Source organism: Kaistella sp. (assembly GCF_032060305.1).
Taxonomy (GTDB): domain Bacteria; phylum Bacteroidota; class Bacteroidia; order Flavobacteriales; family Weeksellaceae; genus Kaistella; species Kaistella yananensis.
In genome coordinates, this window is the sequence record NZ_DAMBHK010000003.1 from 1 (window position 1) to 11,888 (window position 11,888).

14 protein-coding genes and 1 tRNA gene are annotated in these 11,888 nt (G+C 38.1%); 7 read left to right on the top strand and 8 right to left on the bottom strand.

Translation table 11 applies throughout. The features are described 5' to 3' along the window. The 5 genes from V5N63_RS00710 to V5N63_RS00730 all read right to left on the bottom strand — a co-directional run. The coding region (locus V5N63_RS00710; protein ID WP_332032196.1) for a DUF1304 family protein at positions 1-110 on the bottom strand (110 nt) is incomplete at its 3' end. A 12-nt stretch (positions 111-122) separates the two neighbouring features. Further along, positions 123-905: an alpha/beta fold hydrolase gene (locus V5N63_RS00715; RefSeq protein WP_332032121.1), complete on the bottom strand. Its 783-nt coding sequence runs from the start codon at positions 903-905 to the stop codon at positions 123-125. Between the two features lie 21 nt (positions 906-926). Beyond that, on the bottom strand, positions 927-1,433 hold the full coding sequence (locus V5N63_RS00720) for a hypothetical protein (protein ID WP_332032123.1): 507 nt from the start codon (positions 1,431-1,433) through the stop codon (positions 927-929). 79 nt (positions 1,434-1,512) lie between these two features. Continuing rightward, entirely contained in the window at positions 1,513-1,962 is a 450-nt protein-coding gene (gene dtd / locus V5N63_RS00725) for a D-aminoacyl-tRNA deacylase (protein WP_332032125.1), read from the bottom strand. 9 nt (positions 1,963-1,971) lie between these two features. Continuing rightward, a complete protein-coding gene (locus V5N63_RS00730) occupies positions 1,972-2,421 on the bottom strand; it encodes a hypothetical protein (RefSeq protein ID WP_332032127.1) in 450 nt (149 codons plus the stop codon). Between the two features lie 102 nt (positions 2,422-2,523). Between V5N63_RS00730 and greA the strand changes: the two genes are divergently transcribed. The 7 genes from greA (at position 2,524) to V5N63_RS00765 (ending at position 8,536) form a co-directional block, all read left to right on the top strand. Continuing rightward, positions 2,524-2,994 (top strand): transcription elongation factor GreA, encoded by a 471-nt coding sequence (greA, locus tag V5N63_RS00735; protein ID WP_265145107.1) that lies wholly within the window; start codon positions 2,524-2,526, stop codon positions 2,992-2,994. 133 nt (positions 2,995-3,127) lie between these two features. Next, positions 3,128-3,517, top strand: a complete 390-nt coding sequence (locus V5N63_RS00740; RefSeq protein WP_088469800.1) for an HIT family protein — start codon at positions 3,128-3,130, stop codon at positions 3,515-3,517. An 82-nt stretch (positions 3,518-3,599) separates the two neighbouring features. Then, positions 3,600-4,781, top strand: coding sequence for an ATP-dependent Clp protease ATP-binding subunit ClpX (gene clpX / locus V5N63_RS00745; protein WP_332032129.1), 1,182 nt, complete (start codon positions 3,600-3,602; stop codon positions 4,779-4,781). Positions 4,782-4,871: 90 nt separating this feature from the next. Continuing rightward, positions 4,872-6,845 (top strand): T9SS C-terminal target domain-containing protein, encoded by a 1,974-nt coding sequence (locus V5N63_RS00750; protein ID WP_332032131.1) that lies wholly within the window; start codon positions 4,872-4,874, stop codon positions 6,843-6,845. Between the two features lie 16 nt (positions 6,846-6,861). Further along, entirely contained in the window at positions 6,862-7,074 is a 213-nt protein-coding gene (locus V5N63_RS00755; RefSeq protein ID WP_332018583.1) for a hypothetical protein, read from the top strand. 58 nt (positions 7,075-7,132) lie between these two features. Beyond that, on the top strand, positions 7,133-8,416 hold the full coding sequence (locus V5N63_RS00760; protein WP_332032133.1) for a peroxiredoxin family protein: 1,284 nt from the start codon (positions 7,133-7,135) through the stop codon (positions 8,414-8,416). Between the two features lie 46 nt (positions 8,417-8,462). Next, positions 8,463-8,536: transfer RNA gene (locus tag V5N63_RS00765), tRNA-Met, on the top strand. A 281-nt stretch (positions 8,537-8,817) separates the two neighbouring features. Here V5N63_RS00765 and V5N63_RS00770 read toward each other — a convergent pair. The 3 genes from V5N63_RS00770 to V5N63_RS00780 all read right to left on the bottom strand — a co-directional run. Then, the gene (locus V5N63_RS00770; protein ID WP_332032135.1) at positions 8,818-9,891 is read right to left on the bottom strand and encodes a DUF3810 domain-containing protein; all 1,074 of its coding nucleotides are present in this window, start codon (positions 9,889-9,891) and stop codon (positions 8,818-8,820) included. Next, entirely contained in the window at positions 9,875-11,323 is a 1,449-nt protein-coding gene (locus V5N63_RS00775; RefSeq protein ID WP_332032137.1) for an MFS transporter, read from the bottom strand. Before V5N63_RS00775 ends, V5N63_RS00770 begins: the two co-directional genes overlap by 17 nt. Positions 11,324-11,363: 40 nt before the next feature. Continuing rightward, positions 11,364-11,888: lysophospholipid acyltransferase family protein (locus V5N63_RS00780; RefSeq protein ID WP_442905761.1), on the bottom strand; the 525-nt coding region annotated here is incomplete at its 5' end.

An 11,888-nucleotide genomic window follows, 5' to 3' on the forward strand; every position in this document is an offset into this window, starting at 1 on the left:
CCTTTAAATGATTTTTTTCCTAAAGTCTCCCATGCAAACATCTCCATGTACATGATGTAAAGGTGTTCCAGTGCCACAATTGCGATTAAAATCTTTGAGAGAATTTCCATGGTGATCGGATTTTAAAAGATTAAATTTTTGGGTAGATTGTGCAGCAGTTCGGTATTGATGATTGCTGCGCAAACTGCCGGTTTTTCCCAATGTCCGTTATGACCGCAATCGAGCAGGTAAGATTTAATGTTGGTTTTGTCAGGCAGGTTTTTAAGCGTTTTCTCCACATTTACAGCCTGGTCGTGTTTTCCGGCAATGATTAGAGTTTTTCCCGAAAAGTTTTCCAGAACCGATTTTCTGTCCACCCGTTCGGTCATTCCTTTCACGGCTGCTAGAACGCCGTCTGTTTTAGTTGAAAGTGCTATTTCTTTAGCCAGTTCAATTTTGCCTTCAAGAATATCTTTTTCATTTGCGTTAAATAAGTTGGGAACGCCTGCTTTTACGTAGTTTGGGTAAGCTTCCCGAATGATTCGGTGGCTTTTCCTGCGCTGTTCTTTCTTTTCTTCATCATCAGCAAAATAGGTCGAGAAGAATAAGGTCAAACTTTTGAGAACCTCCGGATATTTCTCGGCAAAAGCCAAGGATGCATAACCGCCCATAGAATGTCCCAAAAGATGAAAATTACCGAGTTTCAGATGATCAGTTAAATTTTTTATTTCCTCAGCCATGAATTCCATCGTATGGATTTCATTGTACACTTTTGAAAGGCCGTGCCCGGGAAGATCAACTTTTATTAAAGTGAAATCTTTAGCAAGATAAGGTTCCATGTCCGTCCAGATCATCAGATTTTCCATGAAACCGTGCAGTAAAACCAGTTTTTCTTTGCCCGTGCCCGAGATTTCGTAATTCAGCATAATTTAATTTTTTGAGGTTTCTTAAAAATGAATATCAATGTACTCAACAAATCCGGAACCATTAATTTTGTCCTGAAGCCGCCAGAAGTTGCCTTTTTCTTCGTCCAGAAAAGTGGTTTTCTTGGTTCTGGTATAGGTTTTTCCGTTAATGTTCTGAATGATTCTCCCTTCAAAGTTAAGATGTTTGGCTGAAACACGGTTGATGATGCCTTCAATTTTTACAGTGTTTTGTCCGGATTTCCCGCTGCCTGAAATTGTATATAAATCCCGGCCTGTCTTTTCGAAATTTACTTTTCCGTTAATCGCGGGGCTTTCATCAGAACTGAATTTTAGTACATGCGTTCCGCTCAGATCTGCAAAAATATTTTGGTTGTTTTTCAGCCGGATGCTGTCGTTTATTTTCATCCTAACAACATTAATCGACTCAATGATTTTGGTACTGTCTGATTTTGCAGTGTTAAGATGCGGTTCTTTTTTTGTGCAGGAAAAAAGTGCCGATGTAAAAAGAAGGATTAAAATTTTATTCATAAAAAAAATGATGATTTTGTTCAAATTTATATAAAATTTGAAAGCAAAATATTTTTTTAAAGAGTAGAAGAGGGTATTGTTAAATTTTCGTTTTAGAATCCATCACGATTGTAACGGGACCATCGTTAAGCAAAGAAACCTTCATATCGGCTCCGAAAATTCCGCTTTCTGTTTTTAAACCAGATTGGGCAACCGCAGTTTTAAAATATTCAAATAATGGAACTGCTTTTTCTGGTTTGGCAGCTTTTATAAACGAAGGTCTATTTCCTTTTTTATAATCGGCGATTAAGGTAAACTGGCTGATGCAAAGTATTTCGCCTGCAATGTCTGTGACGGAAAGATTCAGTTTTCCTTCCTCATCGCCGAAAATCCTAAGATTCAGGATTTTCTGTACGAGCCAATCGGCATCACTTTTTTCATCAAGTTCATCAATTCCTATCAGGAGCAGCAAACCGTTCGAAATTTCGCCAACCATTTTACCTTCAACTTTTACGGAGGCTTCAGAAACTCTTTGAATGACAGCTTTCATGCATTAAATTTAGTTGAAAATAGTTAAGATTCCGGTAGCTGAATCGAAATTATACCGGTAAGTTTTTGGCGCAATCTGCGCATTTTTTATAGGTTCTCCGGTAATCAGAATCCATTCGGCGCCATCTTTTGGACACACGATTTTAATGTTGTTTTCTACACTCAGTGTTGTACTGGTGTCGGGGCAGATGTGCGGTGCATTACGGTCGTAAACTTTAAATCCGTTTGTGGTACGCACTACGATGAGACCACGTGTTCCGGCTTCCTGTTGGTTTACATAAATCCAGCCGTTTACATTTTGTAAATTATAATATGCGGGCAAATTAATGTTTAAAATAACATTTACTGGAACGTCGGGAAAGCAATTTACGGTTTCTTCACGTTCATTGCATGAGCTGATGTTTAAGGCGCTGAAAATGAGTATAATTGGTAAAATGATTGTAGAAATAATTCTTTTCATTTAAAAATAAAATTTATATATTTGTAAAACGAATACAAACAGAAATCATTGTCCGGCAAATGTCGGATTATTTTTTTATACTAACGCAAATTAAAAGAAATTATGGCAAGTTATGTTACCAAAGAAGGTTTGGACAAAATGAAAGTGGAACTGGAACAGTTGGAAACTATTGAAAGACCAAAAATTACCCAGCAGATTGCTGAGGCTAGAGATAAAGGCGACCTCTCGGAAAACGCAGAGTACGATGCTGCAAAAGAAGCACAGGGAATGTTGGAGATGAAAATTTCTAAACTGAAGGATTTAATTATTAATTCGAAAGTAATTGATGAATCGCAGCTTGATACTTCGAAAGTTTCAATTTTAACCACCGTAAGACTGAAAAATAATACGACAAAAGGAGAGCAGAAATTCACTTTGGTGCCGGATAACGAAAGTGATCTTAAAGCGGGAAAAATATCCATTAACACGCCGATTGCGAAAGGTCTTTTAGGGAAAGTTGTCGGTGAAACTGCAGACATTGTCTTGCCAAACGGAAACAAACTTTCCTTTGAAGTTTTGGAAATTTCTTTGTAGAAACATACAAAAGGCAAAAAATTGTTTTGGGAAATTTAAAGGTTTATTCACCGGTTTTTTAATTATGTTGTAAATTTGCGGCATTACAAACCGTTGTTTTCTTAGATTAAAGAGCAGCATCAAACCCAAAATCATGAGTTCCATATTCACAAAAATCATCGAAGGCGAAATCGCTGCGTACAAAATCGCAGAAGATGAAAATCATCTCGCTTTTCTGGATGCAATGCCCTTAGTTAAGGGTCATACGCTGGTGGTTCCTAAGAAAGAAGTAGATCTTATTTTCGATCTCGAGAGCGAGGATTTTAAAAATCTCTGGAGTTTTGCACAAACCGTTGCAGAAAAACTGAAAAAGACTTACCCTTCCCAAAGGATTGCCGTTGCAGTAGTGGGATTAGAGGTTCCTCATGCCCACATTCATCTTATTCCGATCAATAAAATGGATGATATGAATTTTAAAAATTCCCGATTGAAATTATCGGATTCTGAATACAAAGAAATTCAGAATGAAATCATAAACTCATAAAAACCAAAATTTTTGTCAAAGTCGAAAAAGCTTTGACAAATTTTTTGAATAATATTCTCACTAAAAAAGTTATAAAAAATATATGAATTCCAACCAGTGTTCATTCTGTGGAAAAAAACGGAACGAAGTACAGATCTTGATTTCCGGAAACGAAGGCTTTATCTGCGAAAACTGTATCGAGCAGGCGCATGCTATCATTATGGAGAATACCCCGTCCTCCGGTTTTTCCGCCGCGGAAAGTATTTCGGATTTACAGAAACCCAAGGAAATAAAATCGTTCCTTGATCAGTATGTTATCGGGCAGGACCAAGCCAAAAAACAGCTTTCAATCGCGGTTTACAATCATTATAAAAGACTTTTACACGCCAAGGATGAAAACCGGGAAGTAGAAATCGAAAAATCCAATATCATCATGATTGGTGAAACGGGTACCGGTAAAACACTATTGGCAAAAACAATCGCCAAAGAACTCAATGTGCCGTTCTGTATCGTAGATGCTACGATTCTTACTGAAGCAGGTTACGTTGGTGAAGATGTGGAAAGTATCCTGTCTCGTCTTCTCATGGTTGCCGATTATGATGTGGAAAAAGCAGAAAAAGGTATCGTTTTTATTGATGAAATAGACAAAATCGCCAGAAAATCTGATAATCCAAGCATCACAAGAGATGTTTCCGGAGAAGGTGTTCAGCAGGGATTGCTTAAACTTCTGGAAGGAAGTATCGTAAACGTGCCACCACAAGGCGGTAGAAAGCATCCTGATCAGAAATACATTCAGGTAAATACTCAAAACATTCTCTTTATTGCCGGTGGAGCTTTCGACGGAATTAAAGAAATTATCGAGAGACGCCTGAATAAGCAGGCCATAGGCTTCAGTGCTGAAAAACTCAATAAAGCTGAAGATGAGGATTACATTTTAAGTCAGATTAATGCGATTGATTTACGCAAATTTGGTCTTATTCCGGAGCTTTTGGGGCGATTCCCAATAGTGACTTATCTGGATAAACTCACAAAAGATACGATGATAAGAATTATGAAAGAACCAAAAAATTCGATCATCAACCAATTTATAGAGCTGTTCAAGATGGATGGTGTAAATCTTAAATTCACTGATGAGGCTATTGAGGCAATTGTAGAGGAAACCATGGAAAAAGGTTTGGGAGCCCGGGGTCTGAGGGGTGCCACAGAAAAAGTACTGGAAGATTTTATGTTCAATATTGAAGCTCAGGATGAGATAGTGCTTACCAAAGCAAATATTAAGTTTTAAGATTTTCTACTATTTATTTTATATTAAAAAATTAATTAATATCTTTGTTTGTGAATACTTAGTTATTTAAAAAACACAAACACACATAAAATGAAAAGAAATCTATTTACTGTAGCGCTCCTGGCGTTAAGTTTACAAAGTACCGCCCAGGTCATGGTCCATGTGGACAATTCGGGCATATTTTATGTCGGTGAAAACGCGCTTGTTTATAACGGGGGCGGTTTACAGACTAAAGGAAGCGGTATTTTAGATGTGAAGGGCAATGTCATGATTGAAGGCGCTGCCACTGATGTTTTGAAAACATTAGACAATGCCGGAACAGGCAATAAAACCGACGGAGGTAACATTATCCTGCGACTAAATGATCCTGCGAACTACGCAGCTTCTACTTATGGCCAACTCTACATCAACGGAATTGCACAGGGCAACATCTCTGCGATAGTGGATAAGGAATACCGCACGGCTAAACACGGTACTTACCAGCAAATTGCACTTCCTTTTTATAATAAAACAATCAATACACTTTCAGGTACAGGTATCGGCACATTAGGGAAAACATTTTCAAATGTCAGATATTCAAAAAACGAAGTCCTTACCTGGAATAATTTGACAGCTGTTTCAGATAACCTGAATATTTCTTCTTTAACTCCCAAAAGTACCACTTATTACATGCTTGGTTCCAACGGGTTTGATTCTGGTAATCCGCCAGCATCAATGCCTGCAAACGCACCAACTCCAGCAGGTACTGTATATACCCTTAAAGGAATCCCTTTCACTAACGGGGTAACGGAAAAGTTAATTAATGCCGCGAATGGCGTTAATTTTGGTGCAACGGGTAACGCTCTAAATTCATATAACGAACGTTACAATTCATACCTTCAGGATGATTGGGATTATCCTGCAGCTCCTGCTAATCCATGGTCTGTTGCTACTTTTGGCCGAAATATTTATCAGTTTGGTAACCCCTATCTTACCAATTTGGATTTAGGTTTAATTGGAATTGTTGAATCTGGAGCGGTGACTGATAATAATTCAATTTCTTCAATCCAGGGTATTCAATATGATCCCGGAACGGTAATAACTTTACCAACCGGCACATTTTCAACCGGTGCTAAATATGTGAATTTCACATCCGGTGCACCTGTTCCTGTGGGTGATGTTGGCCTCATAATTAAACCCATGCAAACGTTTGTAGTAAAGCTCAGAAATAATAATGCTGAGGTAGGTTCCGATAAAACGTTAAGTTTTGATAATCTGAGAAGATTTAAATCCAACCCGAGAGCAAATGGAACTGTTTATTCAGTGAATGCAAAAACGGGGGAAACTGCAGGTACAGTGAAACAACTGGGCGTTATTGCGTTGAGCGAAGACGGTACCGAACTGGCAAGAACCTATTACGCTGTGTACCCTACAGCAGTTACCGGGCATACTACGCAGCCAACAGCACAATCCATTTTAGGAAACCAGAACATCATTGGTACTTATGAAGAAGATGCAGTGAATGGTGGTTATGATATGAATTTTATTAATGCCTACTGGTTATATATTAATGAAGCCAATGAAAACGATTTTTTAGGAAAAGCTATTCCTCTCGCATTATATAATAGTGCCATTAAATCACTGAAATTTGAAATCAGGGAAAATACCGAACTTATTGAAGATGGTGCTCATCAGCTATCTACCGGTACAGGGTTTTATTATAAATCTCCTAACGGGGAAGCTGTAGAGATCAAACAGAATCAGGTAATTCCAGTCGCTTCGGATAAATACAGTTTGTTTTATGGCAAACCTTCAGGAGTTTTGGGTACAGATGGTGGCACAAAGCCTTCTCGAACTAAAGTGGTTTATCACCAGTTGATTGATAAATTTGTGGTTCGTTTTGACCCTAATTGGAAAACAGCCGATATTCAGGTTTATGACATGAGCGGGAAGTTAATCTTAGGAGAGAGAAAAGTTATGGCTGACAGAGATTTTGTCCTGGATTTAGGAAAAGCAAACAGTGCTTATATTGTTACAGCTGTTTCAGAGAAAGGTGAAAAAATCAGTTCGAAAATTGTCAGATAATTTTAAAACACAAACTATGAAACTATTAAATAAAGTACTGTTCTTTTTACTCATTTCTGCGGGATCTTTTTATAAAGCGCAAACAGAACCGCCGCCGCCTATGGCAGAAAGTGGAGTGGGACCTGGTGCTCCCGCCTCACCTATAGATATGTATGTATATGTTCTGGCAGCTGCCGCAATGTTATTTATGTGCTATTACCATTATAAAACAAGAAAAAAAATTGTATAAATTAATTTAAAGCTTTATAAACCCATCGAATTACGATGGGTTTTTTTATATTTACCTTATGAAAAAAAATGTTGCAATCTCAGCTTTACTTTTAGTAAGCTCCCTGTCTGCCCAGTTCAAAATTAATATTGATGTACCCGCAGGCTTTAATTCTAAAGAAGTTTATCTGTACTCATTAAACGGTTCAAAAGACATCCTTACGACCAAAGAGATGAGAAAGGGTAACCGTTGGCAAATTGCTGTTACAAAGCCGTATTCGGGAATGATGAAGCTGTATTTTCCGGAAGGAAACATGTCGGTTAATTTTATTTCGGAAAATAAGGACGTAAAAATGAAGTTTGATACTGCGAACGGCAAGATTTCAAACATTGATTATCTTGATGAAAGCAATTTCCTGATGAATAATATTCAGGATGTCCAGCAAAAAAAAGAATATATTCTGCCCGCATTGGTTCAGATAAAAGATTATTACAAGGCAGATACCCAATTCAGAAAAGCGCTGGATACTGAAATATCGCGTCTTTCTGTGGATGCGCAGGATATCAGCAGGTTCCCGTTCATCAATTATTACAACACTAACTACGCAAAATTCGTAGAAAAAAATCCTGCTAAAAAACCTGTTACGCATGATGAGATCATTGATTTCCTGATAAAATCCAATGAAATGCTTGAAACTTCATCATTAATGAGACCTGTACTGTTGGCCTACCTGAATGTGGGTCCAAGTACAAATGTATCAGCAGATGTTGATAAGCTTCTTAAGGCGGTGAACACAGAAACGCCGCGTGGACAAACGGTATTGTCAGAGCTGATCGAGATTTTTGATGTTTATGAGATGAAGGATCTGAAAAATAAATATCTTACAGAAGCTACAAACCTGAAATGTACGATTAATGACCGCCTTGCCGGAACCATCGCAATCAATAAGAATACTGAAATTGGAGCTAAGTTTCCTGATTATGTATTCAATAAACCTACGAAAACATCAGCGAAATCGCTCTCAGCAGTGAAAGCAGATAAAAAAGTAATCGTTTTTTGGGCCTCAACCTGCTCTCATTGCGAAGCAGAACTTCCGAAACTTATCGAGAAGTATAACGCCATGAAAGCCCAGAAAATAGAAGTGATTGCCTTTTCTCTGGACAGTGAAAAAGCGGCTTACGATAACAAAGTGAATAACTTACCCTGGATTAACGACACCGAACTGAAAGGTTGGTACAGCAGTTATGCCGATACCTATAATGTGCGTGCAACGCCTACTTATTTCGTTCTGGATGCAAACAACACCATTATTGCCAAACCGGATCATGCTGCAGATGTAATATCTTATTTAAAATTGAATTAATTTTTTGCTGGGTTGCAAAATATTTTTATCTTTGCACCACTTTAGCGGCGAGGTAGCTCAGTTGGTTAGAGCGCAGGATTCATAACCCTGAGGTCACGGGTTCAATTCCCGTCTTCGCTACAAAAAAAGCTCAACTTAGGTTGGGCTTTTTTTATTTTCTGTCAGAAATAGAAGTATATTAATTAATGCTTTCTATATTAATGAGATTTATCTTAATGTGCTGTCTATCGATTATCTTTTTATCTGATTTTTAGCAGTTTTATAGATTAAATTTGGTCAGTTAAAAGATAAGTAGTAATTTTACGCCGTCTTAATGAGGATGCAAGTCTTTAGAAAGGCATAAATTTTTTTTCATCATTTGTGTTTTTAGAATCGTATCGCAAGATGCGATTCTTTTTTTGCTATTTAACACCGTAGTATCTTTCGTAACGTACCATTAAATCAACAAAATAAGAGTACGTAATACTGCCTTCCTGCTGGTTGCTTTTCAGGAAGAGATCGTTCGTAAATCCAAAGAAATTTTCCACAATACCTTTATGCTCTTTCACGAATTTTTTTTCAGCAGCCCGGTCTCTTTTCATCTCCGGAGAATATTCACCGATAATCTGCTTTACAAAATCTGGATTTTTTTCTGCTAAACTGTTGAGGAGCGATTTTAATACAAAATAGTAAGTGCTGTATTTTAATTCCTTATTCTCCGAATTTTTCCCGATAAGGTATCCAATGAAATTTGCCTCCTGTTCCCGGGCATAACCTAACTGATGGGCACTTTCATGTGCAAAGGTGAAAGGCAGATAAGTGGCTGGTAATGCTGCATTATACTGCGCTTCGGCAGTAAAAGGATTATAATATCCCAGTATGCCTGTATAGCTCATAACGCCTGTAAACAGACTGGGTTTTAGAGAATTGATACTGTTGCTGCTTTTTGGATCAGGAAAGCCGGGAAGACGGCTCTGTTGCTTCAGGATTTCTTTCTTTACTGATTCCAGATCTTCTACCTTAAAAACCCCGTCCTTATCTTCCTTCACCAATAATCTAAGTTGTTTACAGTATTTAAGATATTTTACGGTTAAGGCTTTGGTCTCTTCCAGAGTAATTTCCTCTTTTGGAAGTTTATGGATAATGGGTTCCTGAAAATAAAGCATTCCCCAAAACAGCTGATAAATAAAATACAGAATATTCAGCAGTATGAGAGATCTGAAAAGGTAAGCGTTCCGGGTTTTTTTATTTAAAATTTTAATCAGAAAGAAAATGAAAATAATGGCCAGTAAAATATACGCCACATCTCCCACTGAAAAAGGGCTGTGTGCAAATATTTTCTGATGAAGGGATTTTTGCCACTCAAAAAACCGTTCAAAGAGACGAACAGTAATTTCAGTTTTTGAGAAGATGAAAAATAAAAGAAATTGGGCAAGTAAACTACCTGCCCAAAATCTTTTTCTTTTAATATAGTTCTTTTTAATGGCCACTTTCACTTTTCAAATGATCAAGTTCGATTCCCTGTGCTTTCAGGATTTTAGTTACGCGAACCGCATAAAATACCAGATAAGCAAAACATAAAATTCCCACGATATAACTGAAGTGAATGTTCGTCATATCCGCAAGCATGCCTTGGATCCAGGAGATAATTCCACCTCCCATAATCATCATGATAAGATATCCCGAACCTTGGTTGGTATGTTTTCCTAAACCATTAATCGCCAGTGCAAAAATACAAGGCCAAAGGGTAGAGCAAAATAATCCAACACTGGTGAAGGCATAAACGGAAGTCATTCCTGAAGTCATCATTCCGATCGCAATGGCGATAATTCCCATTGAAGAGAAAATCAGAAGCATTCTTGCCGGATTTCCTTTACTCAGAATATCACACGCAATCATAACCAAAATAATAAGACTGTAAACATAAAAATGGGAAAGATCATGTTTGGCGATAGCATTTACTGCTAAAAATACTCCAAAAGCTAAGTAAGGTGCCAAAAACCTAAGAATTTTTTTAAATCCGGCAGTAATGTCAAATGCATCCACAGCACCGGTCCAACGGCCGATCATTAATGAAGCCCAATACAAGGAAACGTAAGGAGCAATATCTTTGGTTGAAAATCCGAGTGATTTTTCCATATAAGCAGGTAAATTACTTGCGGTAGAAACTTCTACGCCTACATAAACGAAAATCGCAATCATCCCTAAAACAAGTTGTGGATATTTAAGTGCAGAAGTTCGGTGTTCACCTGGAACAGCGTCTTCCGTATCTTCTATAATGGTGGGGGTAACTTTAGGTAATGACGAGAATTTTAAAAGGATCGCAACCAGAACAAATGCTGCACCTAAAATCAGGTACGGAACTTTCACCGATTCAATACTCGCTTCGGTATTTGCAGCTGATGCAGAACCGAAAATTGCAAAAGAAACGATCAGTGGACCAATCGTAGTTCCGAAGTTATTAATTCCTCCCGCCATCGTTAAACGCTGCGAGCCGGTTTCTGTGGGTCCTACTTCAATTGCTAGAGGATTGGCCACAATTTGCTGAAGCGAAAAGCCCAAACCAACAATAAACAATCCTGAAATCATCAGCGCAAAAGAGCCCATATTTGCGGCAGGATAAAACAGAAGTGTCCCCGCAGCAGAGATCAAAAGTCCTACAATTAAACCATTTTTATAACCAATTTTGTTTATCACATCCTGCTTTATCGCTTTGGATATAAACATGTAAATCAAAGAACCAACCGTATAGGCAACATAAAATGCTACGGATACCAACTGGCTTTGGCTTTGTGATAAGTTAAAGGCTTTTTTGAACACCGGGATCAAAATATCGTTACTCGCAGCAACAAATCCCCAGAAGAAAAACACGGTTACCAACGGCACGAACTGTCCCCAATTGGTTTTTTTAGAATAGTTTGTCGACATTTATTATGATTCTTTAAAACAAATATAACTATTTATTTTCTCAATATGAGTTTTCCAAAATCTTTTTTATTTGGGCATGTGCTGCTGTTTTCAGCTCGTTTGCTGAATGGTGCGGGCTCATAATATCGGCGAGATAAACTTTTAGCTTACCGGGATATCCTTTGGAAGCATCAAAGGGAAACATTTCCTTCAGTCCCACAAACGTAAACACAAGGAGCGGAGACTGATGTTTGGAAGCTAAAGTAAACGCACCGTCTTTAAAACTGTCGAGAATGACGGAGGTATCATCGGGAACCCCGCCTTCAGGAAAAATCACGATACTGTCGCCTTCCTCCATTCTTTCAGCGCAGCGGCGGTATACATCTGCCCGGCTCTTGGCCGAACTGCGGTCTACCATGACACAGATTCTTTTATAAATAATGCCGAAAATCGGGATTTTTACGAGTTCTTTCTTGCCGACGTAGCACAGCGGATGATGAGGCATCAGAATACACGGCAGCATTACATCCATAATCGAAGTATGATTCGAGATAAAAACATATTGCGTGTTTCTATCGATTTTTTT

Coding starts and splice junctions, on each gene's coding strand:
- V5N63_RS00715 (WP_332032121.1), bottom strand. CDS start 905: ATGCTGAATTACGAAATCTCGGGCACGGGCAAAGAAAAACTGGTTTTA.
- V5N63_RS00720 (WP_332032123.1), bottom strand. CDS start 1,433: ATGAATAAAATTTTAATCCTTCTTTTTACATCGGCACTTTTTTCCTGC.
- dtd (WP_332032125.1), bottom strand. CDS start 1,962: ATGAAAGCTGTCATTCAAAGAGTTTCTGAAGCCTCCGTAAAAGTTGAA.
- V5N63_RS00730 (WP_332032127.1), bottom strand. CDS start 2,421: ATGAAAAGAATTATTTCTACAATCATTTTACCAATTATACTCATTTTC.
- greA (WP_265145107.1), top strand. CDS start 2,524: ATGGCAAGTTATGTTACCAAAGAAGGTTTGGACAAAATGAAAGTGGAA.
- V5N63_RS00740 (WP_088469800.1), top strand. CDS start 3,128: ATGAGTTCCATATTCACAAAAATCATCGAAGGCGAAATCGCTGCGTAC.
- clpX (WP_332032129.1), top strand. CDS start 3,600: ATGAATTCCAACCAGTGTTCATTCTGTGGAAAAAAACGGAACGAAGTA.
- V5N63_RS00750 (WP_332032131.1), top strand. CDS start 4,872: ATGAAAAGAAATCTATTTACTGTAGCGCTCCTGGCGTTAAGTTTACAA.
- V5N63_RS00755 (WP_332018583.1), top strand. CDS start 6,862: ATGAAACTATTAAATAAAGTACTGTTCTTTTTACTCATTTCTGCGGGA.
- V5N63_RS00760 (WP_332032133.1), top strand. CDS start 7,133: ATGAAAAAAAATGTTGCAATCTCAGCTTTACTTTTAGTAAGCTCCCTG.
- V5N63_RS00775 (WP_332032137.1), bottom strand. CDS start 11,323: ATGTCGACAAACTATTCTAAAAAAACCAATTGGGGACAGTTCGTGCCG.